Origin of the sequence: Streptomyces hyaluromycini (assembly GCF_002217755.1) — a bacterium.
Lineage (GTDB): Bacteria > Actinomycetota > Actinomycetes > Streptomycetales > Streptomycetaceae > Streptomyces > Streptomyces hyaluromycini.
Window position 1 is genome coordinate 1058384 of the sequence record NZ_BCFL01000017.1, and the last position, 22225, is coordinate 1080608.

Here is a 22225-nt window from a genome sequence, read left to right on the forward strand (position 1 = left end):
TTTGAACCCGCGGCCTCCACCTTGACAGGGTGGCGAGCACTCCAAACTGCTCCACAGGACCAGGTTTCGCGGCACTTTGTCTTGCGTTGTGCTGCGAGAAGGACTGTACAGGAGGGGGCGGGCCCTGGTCGAACTCACTTTGCGTGCCCGGTCGGTTACGGTGCGGCCGTGTCGATCGCCTTCACGATCCGCTTGTCGGAGATCGGGTACGCCGTGCCCAGCGCATGCGCGAAGTAGCTGACCCGCAGCTCCTCCAGCATCCAGCGGATGTCCAGGACCTGCTGCGGCACCGGCCGGCCCTTCGGGAGCTGCTCCAGGAGCCAGGCGTACTCGTCCTGCATCTCGTGGACCTTCTCCATGCGGGTGGTGTCCCGCTGGACGTTCGTCGGCATCTGCTGGAGGCGGCGGTCGGCGGCGACCAGGTAGCGCATGAGGTCGGGCAGCCGGCGTATACCGGCCCACGTCACGAAGCCCGGCTTCACGAGCGCGTCCAGCTGCTTGCGGACGTCGGTCAGGTTCGCCAGCAGCGCGGGGCTCCGTACGCCCTTCAGACGGCGCTCACAGGCCTGCCAGGCGGCAAGCACCTGCTGCACCTGCCCGACCGTCCGGACCGTCGTGTCGACGATCTCGGCACGCACCTTGTCGTACAGCTTCCGGTACGACTCCTCGTCCCACACCGGCCCCCCGAAGTCGGCGATCAGCTTGTCCGCCGCCGCCATCGCGCAGTCGTCGAACAGGGCCTGGATCGTGCCGTGCGGGTTCGCCGACAGCGCGAGCTTCTGGGCGTTCGTCAGCTTCTCCGACGCGAACTTCGCCGGGTTCACCGGGATGTTGCGGAGGATGAGCCGCCGCGTGCCCTTCCACATCGCCTCGGTCTGCTCCTCCTCGGTGTCGAAGAGGCGGACCGAGACGGTGTCGCCGTCGTCGACCAGGGCCGGGTAGGCCTTCACCGGCTGGCCCGCCCGGCGCGTCTCGAAGACACGGGTGAGGGTGCCGAGCGTCCAGTCCGTGAGGCCCTTGCGTTCCAGGGACTCGCCGCCCTGGCGCTCCGCGGTGGCCGCGGCGGCCTGCGAGAGGGCCTGGCGCGCCTTCGGCTTCAGCCGGAGCTTCAGCGCCTCCAGGTCCTTGTCCTCGGCCAGCTTCCGGCGCCGTTCGTCGACGATCCGGAAGGTGATCTTCAGGTGGTCGGGGACTCTCGCCCAGTCGAAGTCCTCGGCCTCGAAGGGCACGCCGACCATGCGCTTGAGCTCGCGCGCCATGGTCACCGGGAGGGGCTCCTGATGGGGGTCCCCCCGGTCGAGCGAAGCCGAGACTGGGGGAGGGACCGCCGTGTCCAGGAAGCGCTTCGCGAAGTTCGGCGCCGGCACGTAGTTGCGGCGGATGGGCTTCGGGAGGGTGCGGATCAGCTCCGTGACCACCTCTTCCCGCAGGCCCGGGATCTGCCAGTCGAAGCCCTCGTCCTTGACCTGGTTGAGGACCTGGAGCGGGATGTGGACGGTCACGCCGTCGGCGTCCGCGCCCGGCTCGAACTGGTAGGTGACACGGAACTTCAGCTGGCCCTGCCGCCAGGAGTCCGGGTAGTCGGCCTTGGTGACCGCCTCCGCCGACTCCCGGATCAGCATCTCCCGCTCGAAGTCGAGGAACTCCGGCTGCTCGTGCCGCTTGTGCTTCCACCAGGAGTCGAAGTGGGCGCCGGAGACGACGTGTTCGGGCACCCGCTGGTCGTAGAAGTCGAAGAGCGTGTCGTCGTCGACGACGATGTCCCGGCGCCGGGCCCGGTGCTCCAGCTCCTCGACCTCGCTGAGGAGTCTGCGGTTGTCGGCGAAGAACTTGTGGTGGGTCCGCCAGTCGCCCTCGACCAGTGCGTTGCGAATGAAAAGCTCGCGGCTGGCCTCCGGATCGATCCGGCCGTAGTTCACCTTCCGGTCGGCGACGATCGGCACGCCGTACAGCGTGACCTTCTCGAAGGCCATGACGGCCGCCTGGTCCTTCTCCCAGTGCGGTTCGCTGTACGTCCGCTTGAGGAGGTGCTCGGCGAGCGGCTCGACCCACTCCGGCTCGATCTTCGCGTTGACCCGGGCCCAGAGCCGCGAGGTCTCCACCAGCTCCGCCGACATAACGAACCGGGGAGTCTTCTTGAACAGCGCGGAGCCCGGGAAGAGCGCGAACTTGGCGCTGCGCGCCCCCAGGTACTCGTTCTTCCCTGTGTTTTTCCCACCCTCCCCCCCGGCGTTCTTCACGTCCTTCATGCCGATGTGGGACAGGAGACCTGCGAGGAGGGAGACGTGCACGCGGTCGGCGGGGGCGTCGTCCTCGCTGAGGTGGATGCCCATCTGCTTGGCGACCGTGCGCAGCTGCATGTAGATGTCCTGCCACTCACGGATGCGCAGGAAGTTCAGGAACTCCTGCTTGCACATCCGCCGGAAGGAACTGGAGCCGCGCTCCTTCTGCTGTTCCCTGACGTACTTCCACAGGTTGAGGAAGGCGAGGAAGTCGCTGGTCTCGTCGCGGAAGCGGGCGTGCTGCTGGTCGGCCTGGGTCTGCTTCTCGGCCGGGCGTTCGCGCGGGTCCTGGATGGAGAGCGCGGCGGCGATGACCATGACCTCGCGGACACAGCCGTTCTTGTCGGCCTCCAGGACCATGCGGGCCAGCCGCGGGTCGACGGGCAGCTGGGCGAGCTTGCGGCCGGTGTCGGTGAGCCGCTTGCGCGGGTCCTTCTCGGCCGGGTCGATCGCGCCCAGCTCCTGGAGCAGCTGCACGCCGTCCCGGATGTTGCGGTGGTCCGGCGGGTCGATGAAGGGGAACCTCTCGATGTCGCCGAGGCCGGCCGCGGTCATCTGGAGAATGACGGAGGCGAGGTTGGTCCGGAGGATCTCGGGGTCCGTGAACTCCGGGCGGGAGACGAAGTCGTCCTCGTCGTACAGCCGGATGCAGATGCCGTCGGACGTACGGCCGCAGCGGCCCTTGCGCTGGTTGGCGCTGGCCTGCGAGATCGCCTCGATGGGCAGCCGCTGCACCTTGGTGCGGTGGCTGTAGCGGGAGATACGCGCGAAGCCGGGGTCGATGACGTACTTGATGCCGGGAACGGTCAGCGACGTCTCGGCGACGTTGGTCGCCAGAACGATCCTGCGGCCGGTGTGCGGCTGGAAGACCCGGTGCTGCTCGGCGTGCGAGAGCCGGGCGTAGAGGGGCAGGACTTCCGTGCCCTGCCAATCAGCGCCTCCGGCGCGGGGGTATTTCCGCTTCTCCAGCGCGTCTGCCGTGTCCCGGATCTCCCGCTCCCCCGAGAGGAAGACGAGGATGTCGCCCTGGCCCTCGGCCTGGAGCTCCTCGACCGCGTCGCAGATGGCGGTGATCTGGTCCCGGTCGGAGTCTTCCGCGTCCTCTTCGAGGAGCGGCCGGTAGCGCACCTCCACGGGGTACGTCCGGCCGCTCACCTCCACGATCGGGGCGTCGCCGAAGTGCCGGGAGAACCGCTCGGGGTCGATGGTGGCCGAGGTGATGACGATCTTGAGATCGGGCCGCCGGGGCAGCAGCTGGGCCAGATACCCGAGCAGGAAGTCGATGTTGAGGGACCGCTCGTGGGCCTCGTCGATGATGATCGTGTCGTAGGCGCGCAGCTCGCGGTCGGTCTGGATCTCGGCGAGCAGGATGCCGTCCGTCATCAGCTTGACGAAGGTGGCGTCCGGGTTCACCTGGTCGGTGAAGCGGACCTTCCAGCCGACGGCCTCCCCGAGGGGTGTCCGCAGCTCCTCCGCGACCCGTTCGGCGACGGTGCGGGCGGCGATCCGGCGGGGCTGGGTGTGCCCGATCATGCCGCGCACGCCCCGCCCGAGCTCCAGACAGATCTTGGGGATCTGGGTGGTCTTCCCGGAGCCGGTCTCACCGGCCACGATCACGACCTGGTGGTCGCGTATCGCCTCCGCGATCTCGTCCTTCTTCTGGCTGACGGGCAGCTGCTCGGGGTACGACACGGCGGGCACGACGGCGCGCCGGCCGGCCATCCGTTCCTCGGCCCTGGCCACCTCCGCCTCGATCTCGGCGAGGACGGCGGCCCGGGCCTCCGGTTTACGGATCTTGCGCGCGCCTTCCAGCCTGCGCCCGAGCCGGTGCGCGTCGCGCAGTGAGAGCTCGGTCAGGCGAGGGGCGAAGGGGCCGAGGGCGGGGGCAGGGTGCGTAGACATACGCGGTCCAGGATCTCACCTCGGGGAAATTCATGGCGAACGCTTTTGCCTCCGGCGGTTTGGCCGGTTGCTATGGGGGGCCGAGGTAGTGGTTTGGGTGCGGGTGGGTGGGGGCTGGTCGCGCCCGCGCGGCGGAGCCGCATATCAGCTGGGGCCCCGCGCCCCTGAAGGGGCGCTCCAGGCCGCGGGCAGCCCGGCCGGCGCCGGTGAGTGAAACCGCCTACGGGGTTCGCTGGGCCGGGGTGGTGGGGGTTTGGGCGGGGGGTGTGGCGGAGGCTGCTGCCATGGACTTCGCCGTGTTCGACACGGCCTTGATCCCGAGGTACGCCGTGGTCATGCTGCTCACCGCCGTGAAGGCGGCGGTGAGGACGCCGATGATCACGGACTCGTTGCCGTTGAGCCGCCAGACGCCGAAGACCGCGACCGAGGCGATCGCGAGGTTGCTGACGACGACGGCGAGAAGGCCGTAGCGCGCACGGTCCTTCTCCAGCTGTATGTCCTGATCCCGGTTCATCTTCCCCACCCTGGTGACGTGTCGACGCGCCAGAACCTAGCGTCGGCGGGCCACGTCGCCAAGGAGATTCAGGACGTGGCGGGGAAGACGTCGTAGTCGCCCAGCAGGTCCGCGTACACGTCCACCGGGGCGGTACCGGCGTTGTAGAGGTCGATCTCGCCGTCGGTGCCGGCCTTGACCAGCGCGCGGTCGGCCGCGGTGTGTCCCTTGGTGAAGCTCAGCGAGTAGACGCCGGGGCGCGAGGTGCCGTCGGGGTAGGCGACGAGGTAGCCGCTGCCGGACGGGGCGGGCACCGTGAGGTTCAGGTCGGCGGCGGTGACTCCGGTCGCGGGGACGCCGTGGGCGCCGGTGACCTTGAGCTTGAGGGTCGCGTGGGCGGCGAGCCTGGCGACCTTGCCGGTGCCGGTGCCGGTTCCGGTGCGGGTGTCGAGGATGCGGGCGGGGGCGGTGGGCAGGAACTCCGAGCCGCCCGTGGCGGTGCCGTACCAGCCGACGAGGTCCGCGACGAGGTTCGCCGACGCCTTGCTTTCGTTGCGCAGGACGACCTTGCCGTCGTACACGGGGATCACGACCTGGGCGGTGGCGGTCTGGCCGGTGGTCCAGTACGGGCCGCTCACGCTGGAGTCGTTGGTGCTGTGGGTGGAGACGGTGAGGTCGCCGGACGCCTTGGTGGTGGTCGCCGTGACGTCGAGGACCACGGCCGTCGCGTTCGCCGGGACGCCGTGGGTGCCGCCGACCGGCAGGGTGACCGAGTGGCCGCCGGTGACCGGGTTCCGCGTGCCGCCGGTGCCGGTGCGGGTGTCGAGCAGGCGGGCCGGAGCGGCCGGGTGGTAGGTGTCGGCGTACTGGGCGTGGGACTGGAGGCCGACCGTGGCGACGTTCACCGTCACCGCGCCGGAGCTGCCGTTGTAGAGGTCGACCGAACCGGTCGGGGTGACCTTCACCGTGGTCTCGGCGGTGGCCGTACGGCCGGGCTCGAAGGCGATGGCGGCGGTGCCCGGGCGGGTGGTGCCGTGGGTGTAGAGGGTCAGCGCTCCGCTCGCCTTCGCGTTGCCGGTGACGAGCTGGAGTTGCACCGCGTCCACGCCGTTCGAGTCGGCCCGCAGCGTGGCCGCCGAGAGCTTCAGGACGCTGTGCGCGGCGATCGTCTTCTCGGTGTCGTACTGCGGGGTCACGGCGACGAAGGCGTCCGCGGCGTGGAAGACGGTCGTGGCGGTGGTGGTCCGGCCGAGCAGGTCGGTCTGCGTCAGGGTGGCGGTGTAGGTGCCGGGGGCCGCGTACTGGTGCGTGGGCTGCGTCGGCTCCTGGGCGTCGGCGGCCAGGTTGTCCTGCGTGCCGTCGCCGAAACTCAGGGTCCGGTACTCGACCTCCCACGGGTCGGCCGGTGCCGGCACCGTGAACCGCGCGAACCCGGCGCTGACCTGCCCGTTCGCGGTGTCCGGGGCGACGGACAGGGCGGCGGCGGGCGGTGTGGCCGTACCCGCCGCCACCCCGGCGTAGGACTTCTCGGCGCTCGTCCCGTCGGGTTCGGTGAACGTGATGCGCGTGGTGTACAGCCCCGGCGTGGTGTAGGTGTGGCCGACCGGGGTGCCGGGCGTGCCGGTGGCCGGGTCGCTGCCGTCGCCGAAGTCGACCGAGTAGGTGAGGGCCGCGCCCCAGGAGCTGGTGGCGTCGGTCTTCATGGAGATGCCGAGCGGCGCGAGCCCCTTCGGGGGCGTCGGAACGTCGCCGGAGGCGATGGTGAGGGTGTCCTGCCGTTCCAGGGCGCCCCGGTCGGGGTGGCCTGTGCCGTTGCCGGTGTTGTCGACCAGCAGGTCGTCGACCCGGGGACGCGCCTGGGAGTCGGTGCTGAGTTCGCCCGGCGCGGTGGCGTCGGCCGAGTCGATCAGGGGGGAGTGCTCGGACGGCGTCGTCGGGTACGCGTTGATCCCGTCGATGTCATGCGTGCCCTGGCCGGTCCCGTCCCGGAACGCCGCGCTGGTGGCGTAGGAGGTGCCGGCCCAGGAGTACTCGGTGCGGGCCGGGGCGGAAGCGGGCGCGTCGCTCGCCGCCACGTTGTAGTCGGCGGTGACCTGGCTCGTGGAGTCGGCCGGCACCGCGTAGAGCGGAGCGGTCGGTGCCTGGCAGGTGCTGGTCTGCATCGAGCCGAGGGTGATGGCCACGTTGTTCTCCACCACCCCGGAGCTCCCGCCGTCCAGCGAGATCCCGGTGGCGCAGGGTGCGAAGACGGTGTTGCTGGTCACGTCCGTGTCGGCTGCCCCCGACACCGCGATGCCGGCCCGCTGCTGCATGAAGATCATGTTGGTCGTCACGGTGACCCGGGCCGCTCCCGGCGCCACCCGCACGCCGTACGCGGTGCTGGGGTTGAGTGTGTTCCGTGACACGGTCACGTCCGAGGACGTGCCGTCCACGCCGATCGCCGTCCCGGTGACGGGGACCGTCGGGGCGGCGTTGTCGACCGTCAGCCGGTCCAGAGTCACATGGTCGGACCCGGTCACCGCCACCACGTCCGAGTGGTGCTCGTCAGTGAAGGCCAGCGACTCGACCCGTACGTCGTGCACGCCCTTCAGCGTCAGCGCCGGTGCGGAGGCGGGAGTGGCGAGCACTGTCCTCAGACGACTTGAGGGGAGGGGCGCTCCGCTGAACGTGATCGGCTTGTCGCTGGTCCCCGACCGGGTGAGGGTCACCGCTTCGGGGTGCGGGGACAGGGAGTAGTCCCCCAGGATCCGGACCGTGTCCCCCGGCTCGACCACGTCCGCGGCGGCCTGCACGGTGCAGAAGGGCCGGCTCTCCGTCCCCGTACCGCTGTCACTGCACACCGTGCTGTAGCCCTCGACGTACAGCGTCCTGCCCGGCCCGGGGTCGGCCATGGCCCGCCCGGTCCCCCAGCCGCTCATCACCCCCGCGACGACGATCATGACGAGGGAGAGTCCTACGGCGGGGCGGGATCTGTGCATGAGGTCTCCACGGAGCGTTCGCGGGTGCGGTCACGAGAACGCCGGAGGAGGCGGGTCAGCTCAGCGTTGTCATGCAGTCGTCATGATCGCAGCCCGACTCCAAAGGAACGCCATACTCCGCCCTCGTCTTGCTCAAAACGGAGCTGGTCGGCAACTGTCGTACTCGACATATGCTCGGCCTGCTGCTTCACTCGTGACATGGCATCAATTCGGCTGACGCGACCGACACTTGAGGTGATCAAGGTGTTGTTGGCGTCCACTCCGGACAACCCCGCGTGGGGGTTGAAGATCTGCGAGGAGGCCGATCTCGGGTCGGGGACGGTGTACCCCATCCTGGAGCGGTTGGTCGACGCGGGATGGGTCACCCGGTATGCGGAGAAGGAAGACCATCCGGGGCGGCCCAAGCGCATCTACTACGAACTGACCGCGCTCGGTCAACAAGCTGCCCTCGAAGCCAGACAGCGCAAGCCCCGGTTCTTCGGCCTGCACCCGGCAGTCGACGGGGGTACGTCATGAGCGCGGACGAGAGGCAGCCTGAGACACCTGCCGTGTCGCGGGACACGCTGGATGAAGGCGCTGAGCGCACCGTTGCGGGCACGGCGGCTGTTGCTGCAGTGCTTGTACCGGTGGTGGCGGGCGGAACCGCAGGGATCTCGTTACTCGTGGGCTATGTCCTTAAGATGCTCGACCCTTCGCCGGCGATCGCTCAGGACTTGCTCACGATGGGCTGGGTGTTCGGTGCCGTGGCCGCGGCTGCGATCCTGGTCGCTGCTGTCGGACTGCTCCTCGTCGCCCTGCGCGGTGAACGTCCGAGAGGCGAGGACGAGCGTGCGGAACCCGAGCAGTCGCCTCGTCCGCTGGGCGGGGCGGCCCGTCAGACGCTGAGAGCGGCTTCCTTCATCGTCGGCGAGCGCCGGGCTTATCTCGGGGAGGAGTGGGCCGCGGTCCTCGCCGGAGACCCGGAGAACGGCATCGTCCTTTCTCCACGCCGCAGGCTGCGTTATGTCACCGGTTTCCTGTGGGCGGCACTTCGTATGCGGCTTCGAGACGTTGCCGCTCCGCTGTGGTTGCCCGTCGACTGGCTGCTGTCGGCCGAATCGCGTGTGCAGGGAGTCACCGCGTTCACCGTCGGTGCTCAGGTGGTGTATGTCGAGTACCAGGACGGGTTCCATGCCCTGGTGACCGAGGGCTGGGGCTGGTGTGCTGGCTGCGGAGTGGCCCTCAGGCTCTTCGTAGGCTGGTTGCGCAGGATCCGGGGCATTGAGCTGGCGTCCACCCGCAGCGATTCCGGCGGTCGTAGTCGTGGCACCGGCTGAGGCCCGTTGACGTTCCGACGGCGTGATCGCGTGATCGCGTCATCGCGTGACCGACATGAAAGCGCCTCCTCGGGAATCCCGAGGAGGCGCTTGCCCTGGTAGGGCGGTTGTGGCTGGGGCCGGGGTCGAACCGGCGACCTATCGCTTTTCAGGCGATCGCTCGTACCAACTGAGCTACCCAGCCACGAGGTTTCACGTGAAACCTCAGCGGTCCTGACGGGATTTGAACCCGCGGCCTCCACCTTGACAGGGTGGCGAGCACTCCAAACTGCTCCACAGGACCAAGCTGTGTGTGCAACAGTGTTGCACACGATCTTGCGTGCCCCCAACGGGATTCGAACCCGTGCTACCGCCTTGAAAGGGCGGCGTCCTAGGCCGCTAGACGATGAGGGCGAAACAGCCAGTACCGCTCTGCTTCGTCTTCGCGCCCCCAGGGGACGTGAGAAGCATGTGACTCCGCTTTCCCCTGGCGGGTTCCGCTTCTCCCTCGCTGCAATAGAAGCTTGGGACGGTCAAGCCCTGACCGGCGCCCTTGGGCACGAACAGACTGTACTACGCGGCCCGGACGCGGACCAAACCAGATGTGGAGCGCGGCTCAGGGCTGGTTGTCCTCCGGGAGGTGACGGCTGACCTCGGCCGTCGTCTCGCCCAGGCCGCCCAGCTTGATCTCGTCCCAGGCCTGGAGCCGGCGGCTGTCCCGGTCGAAGTAGAGGATCGAGGCCTCGATCGGGTCCGGGTACTTGCCCTCGACCGCCCGGAGCCCGCTGCCGCCCGTGGAACCCTCCACGCGCAGCCGGGTGCCGTGCGACAGGATCTCCGTCTGCTCGTGGTGGAGATGGCCGGCCAGGACCAGGGGCACCTCGCCGTCCGTCATCCGGGCCGCCGTCGGCTCGTGGACGATCGCGACGTCCACCGGGGTGTCGGCCGCCCGCTGCTCCCGCAGGGCCGTGGCGAGACGGTCCCCGGCCAGCTCCTCGGCCGCGTCGCCGCCGGGGGCGGTCGAGCGGTCGGGGGTGAACTGGGGGTCGCCGATCCCGGCGAAGCGCAGCCCGGCGATCGTCTCGGCGCGGCCGTCGTCCAGGACGTGCACGTTCCTCATGCGGGAGAGGTAGTGCTGGGTGGTGAGGGAGTCGTGGTTGCCCCGGACCCAGACGTACGGCACGCCCAGGTCGGCGATGGGGTCCAGGAAGCCGTTCTCGGCCGCCGTGCCGTGGTCCATGGTGTCGCCGGAGTCGACGATCACGTTCACCTTGTACTGCTCCACCAGCGAGGCGATGATCTTCCAGCTCGCCGGGTTCAGGTGGATGTCGGAGACGTGCAGGACGCGGAGGGTGGCCGGGTCCGGGGAGTAGGCGGGGAGCGTGGACGTGACGTCGTACAGCTTCGTCACGTTCGTCACCAGGCGGGCCAGTTCCTTCTGGTAGACGTCGAATTCGGTGACGATGCTGCGCGCGTTGCCGACCAGTGCCGGGGCGGAGGAGAGCAGGCCGGAGAACCTCGGCTCCAGGACCGACTCGGGGTTCCAGGTGGCGTACGCGGTCGCGCCGGAGGAGGCGAGCAGGGCGAGGGCGAGGCCGCCGGCGGCCAGGGCGCGGCGCGGGCGTCGGTAGACCGCCAGGCCCAGGGCGGTGGCGCCGGTGACGACGGCCACGCAGGAGCGTACGGCCAGGTCGAGGGTGCCGTGCTCGACGTCGTGGGCGACCTCGTCCTGGAGTCCGGAGAGGCGCTCGGGGTGGTCGACCAGCGCCTGGGAGCGGACCGGGTCGAGCTGGTCGACGTTGACGTCGAGACGGACGGGACCGGTGTGGGTGTCCAGGAAGAGGGCGCCCAGCGGGGAGACGTTGATCTTCGTGCCGCCGGTGAGGGACGGGCGCAGCGTCATCGTCGTGTCCATCGGGCCCACCTCGGCGCGGACGTTCCCGACGATCAGCAGGCCGAGCCAGGCGCCGACGAGCACGACGGCGGCCAGGCCGAGGGCGCGGCTCCAGAGGGGCGGCCGGTGCGCCTCGGGGGCGAGCTCCAGGACGGGCAGGCGGGGTCGGGTCCGGGGCCGGACCCGGGCAGGGGTTCGGGCCTGGGAGTGGGCTCGGGAGTGGGCTCGGGAGTGGGCTCGGGTTCGGGTGCGGACGCGGGCCATTGGTGCCGTATGCCCAGGGTTGCGGGCTCATATGCGGCGGTTCGCGACGCGCGAGGGGTTCGGGGGCCGGGGTTCGGGGGCCGGGGGAGCCGGGTCAGCCCCAGCCCAGTTCGTGGAGCCGGGTCAGCCCCAGCCCAGTTCGTGGAGCCGGGCGTCCCCGATGCCGAAATGGTGCGCCACCTCGTGGACGACGGTCACGGCGACTTCGTGGACCACTTCCTCCGGCGTCTCGCAGTGCCGCAGGGTCGGTCCCATGTAGACCGTGATGCGGTCGGGGAGGACCCCGGCGTACCACTCCCCGCGCTCGGTGAGCGGCGTCCCCTCGTACAAACCCAGTAGATCCGGGTCGTCGGCGGGCGGCTCGTCCTCCACGAACACGGCCACGTTGTCCATGACCCGCGTCAGTTCCGGCGGGATCCGGTCCAGGGCTTCGCTCACCAGTTCTTCGAACCCGTCGCGTGTCATCTCCAGCACAGGGCCATTGTCGGGGACGAACGCGCGGAGCGGAGGTATCCGGCCGGGGCCGCGAGCTCCCGTCGTCCCCGTCCGACTCCCGTTCCACCGCTATTGCACGCCTGTGACAGCGCACGCACAGCTCTGTCATTCCCCACGGGAAGACTTCTGTCATCGCGAAGGGGCGGCACAGGCCGAGGGGACCGGATCAGCTCCGGAGGGCAGGCAACTCCCGCGATGACCACTTGTCGCAGTGTCATTCATCCTGGGGGGAACCCGATGTCCGCACGTTACCGTCGTCGCACCACAGCCGCCGTCGCCACCGGTGTCGCCGCGCTGCTGGCCGTGGCCGGCGTGTCCGCCACCGCGACGGCCGCTTCGGCCGCCGTGAGCGTGCCCCGGGGGCTGACCATCAGCGACGGCACCCGTCACGTCATCGTCGGCGGCAGGTCGATCGACTTCGGTACCGTCGTCCGCGACCTGGCCTGGAACCCGAGCGGTACCAAGGCCGCCTTCGTCGACGGCCACGGCAACCTCGTCGTCTCCGACCCCGACGGCAGCCACCGCGTCACCGTCGCCGCCAACCCGGGCAACCAGACCTGGTCCCACCCGACCTGGCAGGTCGCCGCGGCCGACAGGACGAACGGCATCCCCGCGAAGAACAACATCATCTTCGCCGCCAAGATCCACGGCAGCACCGTGCTGGAGCGCGTCAAGGCCACCAGCAACCACGGCAAGCCGGCCAAGATCAGCCTGAACAGCGACGACCCGGAGGCGGGCGCGCTCCCGCAGACGAACAACGCCTGGCCGAACGTCGGCGGGGCCTACGGCACGGCCGTCTACGACAACACCCACACCGGCGAGGTCTACATCCGGGACGACTACCTGCGTCAGCAGGGCGGTGCGCTGGCCAAGGGGTCCGAGCCCGCGCTCGCCCCCGACGGGGAGGAGGTCGTCTTCGTCCGCTCGGTCGGCGGCCACGACCACCTCTTCGTCGACGACCTGACCGCCGGCACCAACGCCGTCAAGGACATCACCCCGCACGCCACCACCGACTACACCGAGCCCACCTGGTCGCCCAACGGCAAGACCATCGCCTTCCGGACCCCGGCCGGTACCTACACCGTCACCAGGACCGCCCACGGGTTCGGCGCGCCGGTCAAGGTCTCCGCGCACAAGGGGCTGCCCGCCTACCGCGGCTGACCGCCGCCCGGCCGGCCGTCGGAGCGGGCGAGTTCGGCCCGTAGCGCCTCCAGGTGCTCGTCGGCCGTGTCGTGCGGCAGGAACTCGACCACGTCGAGGAAACGGAACAGGACCTGGGACTTGGTGACGGCGAACTCGTAGTCGGCGAACCCCACCACGGCACCCAGCTGCCCTCGCACAGCACCCCGGACGACATGCGCGGTCATGTCGTCCGGGGTTTCCGCGCTCGTGCCCCGCCGGGCGTTGGGGCGGGCCAGGTACGGGCAGACCATCGAGGCGTAGAGCATGCACGCGCGGTGCCCGGGAGCCTCCAGGGTCGGCGCCAGGTTGCGGTACGGCCGCCCGGCGGTCAGCGCGTCGCGGATCGCGGAACTCTCCGCAGCGCCGACCACCCGCCACACCGGGCCCTTCGGTATCAGGGTGTTGCAGACGGAACACAGCCTGTTGCGGGCGCACTCCGCGCTGCGCCCGTAGTCGGTGAGTGCGAACTGGGGGGCGTCGCCCTCCCACGGCGTGATGGCGGGCACGGGGTAGCCGCGGCTGTCACGAGGTCTGGCCTCGATGCTCGCCGGCATGGGAACGGAGTCGAATCGCACACCTCATGGTGAACCACCCGCCCATGCCCTCGCGACGGTTGAGGACGGTTGGGGGCTGAGGTCCGGCGTTTGTCGTACGGATCGCCGGTACCTGCGGTCCCGGGGGCGTGTCCTCTTGTGGGCGGCGGGAGTTGGGCAGGTTGACTTCTTTCTCCGCCCCCGGAGGTGGCCGCCGTGCGCCCCTTGTACGTATCCGTCCGTCTGGCCGTCACGGTGATGGCGGTCGCGGCCGCCGCCGGCTGTGTGAACGTGGGCGACGACGCGGGGAAGGCCAAGCCGTCGCACTCCGCGGGGCACCGGGGCGGTGACGTGGCCGAGGGAGGCTCCGGGGTGTCCGGCGACGGCGGTCCGGGGTACGGCGGTGCGGTGGCCGACGGGAAACGCGGGCACGGGGAGAAGGCGAAGCCGGGAGAGTCGGCGTCGGCGTCCGCGAAACCGACGAAGGGGGCCAGCGCGGCGTCCGCCGTGCCGGCGAAGCCGGGCAAGAGCGTGGCGCCGGGGGTGCCGGCCGGGCCGACGGGGGCCCCGACAACGCCCGCGCCGCCGGCGGCCTCGCCCACCCCGCCGCCGGCTTCACCCACCCCGCCGCCCCCGGCGACGGACCCCCCGTCGGCCGAGCCGTCCTCGTCGGCACACGAGGACACGGGAACCCAGCTGGTCCAACGCGAGCCGGCACCGGAGGCGGGGACGCCGGCGTAGGGGGCTGCGGCCGCTTCGGCACCGCCGGGACACACCGCGGGGGCCGAGCACCGTCGCGGCGGGAAGAACTGGCAGGCGTCGGGTGAATTGAGGGGTGGCGGGAGAAGGCGGCCTTGGGCGGCGGTAGAGGGCTGCGGTCGTCTTGGCACCGCCGGGACACACCGCGGGGGCCGAGCACCGTCGCGGCGGGAAGAACTGGCAGGCGCCGGGTGAATCCCGGGTGGTGGGAGAAGGCTCTCTCGGGTGGGGGAAGAAGATGGGTGGGGCGAGTGTTGGGGAACCTGTAAGGCTGCGCGTCCGGTCCGGTGAGATTTGTGTCGGCGGGTTGGCGTGAGCGTCTTCGGGGCTGTGGTGAAACCGCTGTGAGCTGCGAGGTTGTAGCTCGGTTTGCCTTCGGGGGTGTTGGGTGCGTATGGTGGTAGATCGTTTGATCCCATTTGCCCGGCGCCACTGCAGAGCGCGCCGTGTGGCGCGTACTCTCCCTTGCCGTGGCGGACCGCATTGAGGCGGTCGTGAGCGAATCACGGAGTTGACGGGCGCGTGCCGAAGAGACTCCGGAAGGTTTCGCATTCGCATGTCCGTGTCCAGTAATGACCAGATCGTTGTGCCCGAGAACATCCAGGACGACGAACTGGTGACCCAGGTCTCCGAGGAGACCGCTGACACCACCGACACCACCCCCCAGACCACCTTCGCCGACCTCGGTCTCCCCGAGGGCGTCGTGCGCAAGCTCGCGCAGAACGGCGTGACGAGCCCCTTCCCGATCCAGGCCGCGACCATCCCGGACGCCCTGCTCGGCAAGGACATCCTCGGCCGGGGCCGTACCGGCTCCGGCAAGACCCTCTCCTTCGGTCTGCCCACCCTGGCCACCCTGGCCGGCGGCCGCACCGAGAAGAAGCGGCCGCGTGCCGTCATCCTCACCCCGACCCGCGAGCTGGCGATGCAGGTCGCCGACGCGCTCCAGCCCTACGGCGACGTCCTCGGCCTGAAGATGAAGGTCGTCTGCGGCGGTACGTCCATGGGCAACCAGATCTACGCCCTGGAGCGCGGCGTCGACGTCCTCGTCGCCACCCCGGGCCGCCTGCGCGACATCATCAACCGCGGCGCCTGCTCCCTGGAGGACGTCCAGATCGCCGTCCTCGACGAGGCCGACCAGATGTCCGACCTGGGCTTCCTGCCCGAGGTCACCGAGCTGCTCGACCAGATCCCGGCCGGCGGCCAGCGCATGCTCTTCTCCGCGACCATGGAGAACGAGATCCAGACCCTCGTCGAGCGCTACCTGAACAACCCCGTCTCCCACGAGGTGGACGCGGCCCAGGGCGCGGTCACGACGATGTCCCACCACATCCTCATCGTGAAGCCCAAGGACAAGGCGCCGGTCACCGCCGCGATCGCCTCCCGCAAGGGCCGCACGATCATCTTCGTCCGCACCCAGCTGGGCGCCGACCGCGTCGCCGAGCAGCTGCGCGACTCCGGTGTGAAGGCCGACGCGCTGCACGGCGGCATGACCCAGGGCGCCCGGACCCGGACCCTCGCCGACTTCAAGGACGGGTACGTCAACGTCCTGGTCGCGACGGACGTCGCCGCCCGCGGTATCCACGTCGACGGCATCGACCTGGTGCTGAACGTCGACCCCGCCGGCGACCACAAGGACTACCTGCACCGCGCCGGCCGTACCGCTCGCGCGGGCCGTACCGGCACGGTCGTCTCGCTCTCCCTCCCGCACCAGCGCCGGCAGATCTTCCGGCTGATGGAGGACGCGGGCGTCGACGCCGGCCGTCACATCATCAACTCCGGTACGGCCTTCGAGCCGGAGGTCGCCGACATCACCGGCGCCCGTTCCATGACCGAGGTCCAGTCTGAGTCCGCGGCCAACGCGGCGCAGCAGGCCGAGCGCGAGGTCACCCAGCTCACCAAGGAGCTGGAGCGGGCCCAGCGCCGGGCCGCCGAGCTGCGCGAGGAGGCCGACCGCCTGGTCGCCCGGGTCGCCCGCGAGCGCGGCGAGGACCCGGAGGCGGCGGTGGCCGAGGCCGCCGCCGTGGCCGAGGCCGAGGCCGTGGTGGCGGAGCAGCCGGCCGCCGAGGCGCCGGCCCGCCAGGAGTCCTCCTCGTACGAGCGTCCGCGTCAGCAGCGTGACGAGCGGGGCAACTACGAGCGCCGGGACCGCCGCGACGAGCGTCCCTCGGGCGGCTTCCGTCGCGACGACCGCCGTGACGACCGCGGTGCCCGTTCCTTCGACCGTCGTGACGAGCGTCCGTCCGGTGGCTTCCGCCGGGACGACCGCCGCGACGACCGTCGTGACGGCGGCGACCGTGGCGGGTTCCGCCGCGACGACCGTCCGTCGGGCGGCTTCCGCCGGGACGAGCGTCGTGACGACCGCGGTGCCCGTTCCTTCGAGCGTCGTGACGAGCGTCCGTCCGGTGGCTTCCGCCGGGACGAGCGCCGTGACGACCGTCGTGACGGCGGCGACCGTGGCGGGTTCCGCCGCGACGAGCGCCGGCCCTTCGACCGGGACCGCGACGACCGCGGCGGCCGTTCCTTCGAGCGTCGTGACGAGCGTCCGTCCGGTGGTTTCCGCCGCGACGAGCGTCCGTCCGGCCACCGTGGCAGCGACCGCCCGTTCAACCGCGACCGCCGCGACGACCGCCCGGGCTTCCGCAGCGGCGGCCACAGCGGCCACGACCGCCCGTTCGGCCGTCGTGACGACCACCGCGGCTCGTCCTCCGGCTCCACCGGCTCCTTCGGCCGCCGTGACGACAAGCCGCGCTGGAAGCGCAACGGCTGACACCGAGTGAGGTGACGGAAGGGCCCGTACGACGACCTGTCGTACGGGCCCTTCCGCGTTCCGGGCCGGGACGGTACGGACGGACCCCGCCAACTACCCCCTGTTCAAGGTCAATTCACTGTTGACGCCTGTGTGCCGGTTGTTAACATCCTTTGACTTTTGACTTCCTGGGGGGTTCCTTGAGCCGGCATGCCCGGATCGCACTCACGCTCGTCGGACTGGCCGCCCTCGGCGCCGGTTCGCTGACCGCCGCGGGCACGGCCGCCGCGGACACCACCCCGACGCCGATCACGACGGACGGCGTCTGGGGCCTCGACTACGCGGGCGGCTTCCTGACCACCGTGGAGAACACGCCGAGCGGCTACCAGTGGGTGATCGGCCGGAAGATCTCGGCCGACGGTTCCACGGTGCTGGAGAAGACGGACCGCGGATTCGCCGACACATTCGCGGTCGGCAGCCATGTCCAGCGGGTGCCGTGCGACGCGGGTCCGCAGGGCTGTGTGCCGATGCGCACCTTCGGCAACACCTGGGTCGGCGACTTCATGGACGACGGCACCGGCAAGCAGACGGCCCAGATCCACCTGACCGACGACACGATGGACGGCGGCCCGGAGCCGACGGTCACCGGCGGCCGTTTCGTCGACGCCACCGGCCGCTACTACGTCTACCAGGCGTCCTCCACCGGTAAGCAGTACGTCGACGCGGTGAACCCGTACCGCTACGAGGACGTCCGGCTGACCCGGTCCGTCACCGCCGCCTCCGTGTGGGGTTCGACGCTGTGGACGCCGGGCACCGGCAACGGCGTCGTCACCGGATACGACCTGCAGGCGAAGAAGACGGTCGCGACCGTCTCCACCGGCGCACCCTGCACGGTCAAGGAGCTCCAGGTCGTCGGCCGCTGGATCTACTGGAACTGCGGTCCGACGGGCGCCGCGGGCGTGTACGACCGTACGGCGAAGAAGAACATCAAGGTGCCCTCCGGCCCGGCGCTGGTCGGCGACGGCTACCTCGTCCAGCACGACCGGGCCGCGGGCAGGCTCATGCTGACGGACTTCCACACCGGGACCGCGGCCGCGGCGCGCGCGATCGCCGACCTGCCCGCCGGGCACACCGCCGACCAGCGGCGGCTGACCTGGTCCGTGGACAAGTTCGGCGGCGACATCGCGTACGTCGGCCCGGACGACGTGATCCGGATCGTGCCGAGCGGTGTGCCGACGCAGTCCCTGACGGGGATCGAGTCGGATGCGGACGACTCGGACGAGGACGCCCGGGAAGGCGTCTCGGGCAGCACCACCTGGGACAGCCTCTGGCAGCTCAGCAAGCCCGCGAACTGGACCTTCACCGTGAAGGACGCCCACGGGCACGCCGACCGCACCATCAAGGGCAGCGGTGCGTCCATCGACCTCGACTGGGACGGCACGAACGACTCGGGCGGCTACCCGCTCAACGGTCCGAAGACCTGGACGCTGACCGCCACCGCCGTCGAGGGCGCGGGGACGTACACGACCAGCGGGAAGTTCGGGTACACCGGCGGCACGCAGGGCTTCCACGACCAGAGCGGGTACAGCTACGGCGACCTGGCCACCCTCAGCTCCTCCGGCGGCCTCACGCTGCACTCCACCACGGGCAACGGCAGGTTCAGCGGGAAGTGGGCGGCCTTCGGCTGGCCGGCCGGCACGGTCGCCGTTCCCTTCGGGGACATGACCGGCGACCGGTGCTCCGAGATGCTGGTGCGGATGCCCAACGGGGAGCTGCGCCGGTACACCGGCAAGTGCGGGGGCTCGTACAAGCCGTCCGACAAGCACGTCTCCCTCGGCTCCGGCTGGAACGCGTACAACGTCCTCACCGCCCCCGGCGACCTCACCGGCGACGGCCGGACCGACCTGCTGGCCCGCAAGGCCGCCACCGGGGACGTCTACCTGTTCGCCGACGACGGCAGCGGCAGGCTGAAGGCCGGGGTGAAGATCCGCACGTGGTCGTCGTACCCGAAGATCGTCGGTGCCGGGGACCTGAACGGCGACGGCTTCGGGGACGTGCTCGCGGTCGACAAGGCCGGCACGCTGTGGCGCTACGACGGCACCGGGGCGGGCCAGGTGAAGGAGCGGGTGAAGGTCGCCGCGCACTGGAACGCCTCGTACAACGCGGTCGTGGGCGTCGGCGACATCACCGGGGACGGCAGGAACGACCTGGTCATGCGGGACACCGCGGGCAACCTGTACCGGCAGACGGGCACGGGTAAGGGCACGTTCGCGGCGCGCGTGAAGATCGCGACGGGCTGGCAGGGCTACAAGGCGCTCTTCTAGGGCCTGTTTCAGGCCCGTTCCAGCATGTTTTCGGCCATGCTGTGACGCATGTCACGCCCTCGGCGAGGGAATCGCTGAGGGCATGACAGATGACGCGACAGTCAAGTCGCCCTCCGGCGCGCTCTCCGACGAGGAGCGGCTGGCCCAGCTCGGCTACACGCAGGTCCTGGCCCGCCGTATGTCGGCCTTCTCGAACTACGCGGTCTCCTTCACGATCATCTCGGTCCTCTCCGGCTGTCTGACCCTCTACCTCTTCGGCATGATCACCGGCGGCCCGGCCGTGATCACCTGGGGCTGGGTGGCCGTAGGCCTGATGACCCTCTTCGTAGGCCTCTCGATGGCCGAGATCTGTTCGGCCTACCCGACCTCCGCGGGCCTCTACTTCTGGGCCCACCGGCTGGCCCCGCCCCGCAGCGCGGCCGCCTGGGCGTGGTTCACGGGCTGGTTCAACGTGCTCGGCCAGGTGGCGGTGACCGCGGGCATCGACTTCGGCGCCGCGTCCTTCCTGGGCGCCTACCTGAACCTCCAGTTCGACTTCACCGTCACCCCCGGCCGCACGATCCTCCTCTTCGCGGGGATCCTCGTGCTCCACGGCCTCCTCAACACCTTCGGCGTCCGGATCGTCGCCCTCCTCAACAGCGTGAGCGTGTGGTGGCACGTGCTGGGCGTCGCCGTCATCGTCGGCGCGCTGACCTTCGTCCCCGACCACCACCAGTCGGCGTCCTTCGTCTTCACCAAGTTCGTGAACGAGACGGGCTGGGGCAGCGGCCCGTACGTCGTCCTCATCGGCCTCCTGATGGCCCAGTACACCTTCACGGGCTACGACGCCTCGGCGCACATGACGGAGGAGACGCACGACGCGTCCACGGCGGGCCCGAAGGGCATCGTCCGCTCGATCTGGACCTCCTGGATAGCCGGCTTCGTCCTCCTCCTCGGCTTCACCTTCGCCATCCAGTCGTACAGCGGCGAGCTGAAGTCGCCGACGGGCGTGCCCCCGGCCCAGATCCTCCTTGACGCGCTCGGCGCGACCACCGGCAAACTCCTCCTCCTCGTCGTGATCGGCGCCCAGCTCTTCTGCGGGATGGCGTCGGTGACGGCCAACAGCCGCATGATCTACGCCTTCTCACGCGACGGCGCGCTGCCCTTCTCCCGCCTCTGGCACACCGTCAGCCCGCGCACCCGCACCCCCGTGGCGGCGGTCTGGCTGGCGGCCCTCGGCGCCCTCGCCCTGGGCCTCCCGTACCTCATCAACTACGCGGCCTACGCCGCCGTGACGTCGATCGCGGTGATCGGCCTGTACGTGGCGTACGTGATCCCGACGCTGCTGCGGGTGCGGAAGGGGGCGGCGTTCGAGCGCGGCCCGTGGCACCTGGGCCGCTGGTCGATCGTCATCGGCGTGATCTCGGTGACGTGGGTGGCGGTCATCACCGTCCTCTTCATGCTCCCGCAGGTCTCCCCGGTCACCTGGCAGTCCTTCAACTACGCCCCGGTCGCCGTGCTGGCCGTCCTCGGCTTCGCCGCGATCTGGTGGCAGGCCTCGGCCCGCCACTGGTTCCTCAACCCGGCCGCGGCGACCCACCGGGAGGACACCGCCGAAGCGGCCGATCTCTGACCCACCGGCCCCCTGACGCACCACTTCTGCCACGCGACGCGGCCACGCCCCCGATACCGGATCGGCGAGACGCCTCCGTCCGGCTATGCTCGGGGAGGCAACATCGCCTGGGCCGTTAGCTCAATTGGCAGAGCAGTGGACTTTTAATCCATTGGTTGTGGGTTCGAGTCCCACACGGCCTACCGAACCGCCCCCAGCTCAGAGGCACTTTGAGCTGGGGGCGGCGGCGTTTCTGGGGCCTTCCGGGGGTGCCGGCTCAGCCAGTGCTCAACCGAAATGCTGGCGATCATGACTGGTGGCCGGAGGCTTCGAGTGGCCCGGAACGCAGCGCGGGCGGCCACCCCGGTAAGGGAGGGTGGCCGCCCGGCCCGCCTCAGCGTCCTCTCCGGGACCGCGCGGCGTATGGCGGTCCGCAACGCTTCGACGGGTCTTGTCGTCGGCTGCGTGAGCGGCACGGCCGACGAAGAACCTGCAATGTAGGTTTTAACCTACAGATTTTCGATCTTGAACAGTGGAGCTTGGGCGGGTGCCGACCGCTCCACCCGATCCGCTGTTCCCGCGCCGCCGGGCCATCGGCGAACAGATCCGGGTCGCACGCGAAGCGGCCGAGCTGAGTCAGGAAGAGGTCGCCAACCGCATCGGCATCGACCGGCCGTCCATCGTGCTCATCGAAGCCGGCACCCGGAACGCGACGATCAACACACTCCTGCGCATCTCCGATGTCGTCGGCGTGCCACTTGCCCAGCTAGTCCGTTGAGCGCCCACGCGACCTGTGACAGCCGCAGCGGCACCGGGCCTGGAGGAGGATGCCGCGGCCGTGGGGGAGCGGGATGTCCGCGGTCTGCCGGCAGAGCTCGTGCACGTCCTTGTACCCGGGCTTCTTCGCGAGCTCGCACTCGGTGGACAGTGCGAGCGGCTCGGCGGCGGCCGCGGTCATGATGCCGCTCCCTGGAGCCGCTCGTGTTCGTTGCACACGGCGCTGAGGGCGCGGGCCAGGCGCCGGGCGCGGACGACACGGTGCTCCAGCTCGGGGCCCGCCTCGATGCCCAGTTCCCGGCGTGCCTCGCTGACGCAGGCGAAGGCGTAGTACGTCTTGTGCCTCGGGAGCTGGCCGGCCAACCGCTCGACCTCGGGGAGCAGCAGTTCCAGGTGGCCTCGGACGGCGGCGGTGAGGAGGGCGAGGTCGACGACCGGGGGGAGGCCGTCGGGGCCGTCGTCCGGGCCGAGCAGGAGGTCGATGGTCTCCCGCATGGTGTCGATGTCCGGCGGGGCCTGATCCTGCTCTTCGGCCATGGGCGGGTGGGCTGTAGTTTGCCTCATGTCGGCGCTCCTCAGCAGCGTTGGCCGCGCCCCGGGAGGCTCCGCCGCCTCGCCGGGGTTTCGTCGTATCTGCCGAAGCTAGGAGCGTGCACAGAGCCAGAGCCAGCGTTGTGCAGAACTGTGCAGCACACCCACTCTGTAGTGCG

The 22225-nt window shown here is 70.3% G+C and carries 16 protein-coding genes and 4 tRNA genes; 9 read left to right on the forward strand and 11 right to left on the reverse strand.

The features are described from left to right. Positions 1–155: 155 nt before the first annotated feature. The 3 genes from hrpA to SSP29_RS60900 form a co-directional block, all read right to left on the reverse strand. Positions 156–4184 carry an ATP-dependent RNA helicase HrpA gene (hrpA, locus tag SSP29_RS12815; RefSeq protein WP_089100658.1) on the reverse strand — a complete coding sequence of 1343 codons (4029 nt, stop codon included), beginning with the start codon at positions 4182–4184 and terminating at the stop codon, positions 156–158. A gap of 220 nt (positions 4185–4404) precedes the next feature. Further along, a complete protein-coding gene (locus SSP29_RS12820) occupies positions 4405–4698 on the reverse strand; it encodes a hypothetical protein (RefSeq protein WP_089100659.1) in 294 nt (97 codons plus the stop codon). A gap of 68 nt (positions 4699–4766) precedes the next feature. Then, positions 4767–7655: a PKD domain-containing protein gene (locus SSP29_RS60900; RefSeq protein ID WP_089100660.1), complete on the reverse strand. Its 2889-nt coding sequence runs from the start codon at positions 7653–7655 to the stop codon at positions 4767–4769. 198 nt (positions 7656–7853) lie between these two features. Here SSP29_RS60900 and SSP29_RS12830 point away from each other — a divergent pair, with 198 nt between their 5' ends. Beyond that, on the forward strand, positions 7854–8171 hold the full coding sequence (locus tag SSP29_RS12830; protein ID WP_150134051.1) for a PadR family transcriptional regulator: 318 nt from the start codon (positions 7854–7856) through the stop codon (positions 8169–8171). Continuing rightward, entirely contained in the window at positions 8168–8971 is an 804-nt protein-coding gene (locus SSP29_RS59670; protein WP_150134052.1) for a hypothetical protein, read from the forward strand. The genes SSP29_RS12830 and SSP29_RS59670 overlap by 4 nt, the downstream gene beginning before the upstream one ends. 110 nt (positions 8972–9081) lie before the next feature. On the opposite strand, the gene SSP29_RS12840 is transcribed toward SSP29_RS59670, so the two are convergent. The 5 genes from SSP29_RS12840 to SSP29_RS12860 all read right to left on the reverse strand — a co-directional run bounded on the left by SSP29_RS12840 (position 9082) and on the right by SSP29_RS12860 (position 11582). Next, a tRNA-Phe gene (locus tag SSP29_RS12840) sits at positions 9082–9155 on the reverse strand. A 24-nt stretch (positions 9156–9179) separates the two neighbouring features. After that, positions 9180–9254, reverse strand: a tRNA-Asp gene (locus tag SSP29_RS12845). A gap of 37 nt (positions 9255–9291) precedes the next feature. Further along, positions 9292–9364, reverse strand: a tRNA-Glu gene (locus tag SSP29_RS12850). Positions 9365–9566: 202 nt separating this feature from the next. Next, positions 9567–11108 (reverse strand): metallophosphoesterase family protein, encoded by a 1542-nt coding sequence (locus SSP29_RS12855; protein WP_089100661.1) that lies wholly within the window; start codon positions 11106–11108, stop codon positions 9567–9569. Positions 11109–11231: 123 nt separating this feature from the next. Then, positions 11232–11582, reverse strand: coding sequence for a metallopeptidase family protein (locus tag SSP29_RS12860; protein ID WP_089100662.1), 351 nt, complete (start codon positions 11580–11582; stop codon positions 11232–11234). 258 nt (positions 11583–11840) lie between these two features. On the opposite strand from SSP29_RS12860, the gene SSP29_RS12865 reads away from it, so the two are divergent. Then, positions 11841–12764: a TolB family protein gene (locus tag SSP29_RS12865; RefSeq protein ID WP_089100663.1), complete on the forward strand. Its 924-nt coding sequence runs from the start codon at positions 11841–11843 to the stop codon at positions 12762–12764. Here SSP29_RS12865 and SSP29_RS12870 read toward each other — a convergent pair. Further along, complete coding sequence (locus SSP29_RS12870; RefSeq protein WP_089100664.1) at positions 12752–13339, reverse strand: hypothetical protein; 588 nt, start codon at positions 13337–13339, stop codon at positions 12752–12754. The two genes, SSP29_RS12865 and SSP29_RS12870, sit on opposite strands and share 13 nt — an antisense overlap. A 195-nt stretch (positions 13340–13534) precedes the next feature. Here SSP29_RS12870 and SSP29_RS12875 point away from each other — a divergent pair, with 195 nt between their 5' ends. From SSP29_RS12875 to SSP29_RS12900, 6 genes are all read left to right on the forward strand, one after another. Further along, the gene (locus SSP29_RS12875) at positions 13535–14059 is read left to right on the forward strand and encodes a hypothetical protein (protein ID WP_089100789.1); all 525 of its coding nucleotides are present in this window, start codon (positions 13535–13537) and stop codon (positions 14057–14059) included. A 574-nt stretch (positions 14060–14633) separates the two neighbouring features. After that, a complete protein-coding gene (locus tag SSP29_RS12880; RefSeq protein ID WP_089100665.1) occupies positions 14634–16844 on the forward strand; it encodes a DEAD/DEAH box helicase in 2211 nt (736 codons plus the stop codon). A 179-nt stretch (positions 16845–17023) separates the two neighbouring features. After that, entirely contained in the window at positions 17024–19147 is a 2124-nt protein-coding gene (locus SSP29_RS12885) for an FG-GAP repeat domain-containing protein (protein WP_089100666.1), read from the forward strand. A gap of 82 nt (positions 19148–19229) precedes the next feature. Beyond that, positions 19230–20759 carry an amino acid permease gene (locus SSP29_RS12890; protein WP_089100667.1) on the forward strand — a complete coding sequence of 510 codons (1530 nt, stop codon included), beginning with the start codon at positions 19230–19232 and terminating at the stop codon, positions 20757–20759. Positions 20760–20868: 109 nt separating this feature from the next. Continuing rightward, positions 20869–20941, forward strand: a tRNA-Lys gene (locus SSP29_RS12895). A 344-nt stretch (positions 20942–21285) separates the two neighbouring features. Beyond that, on the forward strand, positions 21286–21516 hold the full coding sequence (locus tag SSP29_RS12900) for a helix-turn-helix domain-containing protein (protein ID WP_218036900.1): 231 nt from the start codon (positions 21286–21288) through the stop codon (positions 21514–21516). Here the strand turns inward: SSP29_RS12900 and SSP29_RS12905 are convergent. Further along, positions 21505–21696 (reverse strand): hypothetical protein, encoded by a 192-nt coding sequence (locus SSP29_RS12905; protein ID WP_089100668.1) that lies wholly within the window; start codon positions 21694–21696, stop codon positions 21505–21507. The two genes, SSP29_RS12900 and SSP29_RS12905, sit on opposite strands and share 12 nt — an antisense overlap. Then, on the reverse strand, positions 21693–22079 hold the full coding sequence (locus tag SSP29_RS12910; RefSeq protein ID WP_145968888.1) for a DUF6415 family natural product biosynthesis protein: 387 nt from the start codon (positions 22077–22079) through the stop codon (positions 21693–21695). Before SSP29_RS12910 ends, SSP29_RS12905 begins: the two co-directional genes overlap by 4 nt. Between the last annotated feature and the right edge of the window lie 146 nt (positions 22080–22225).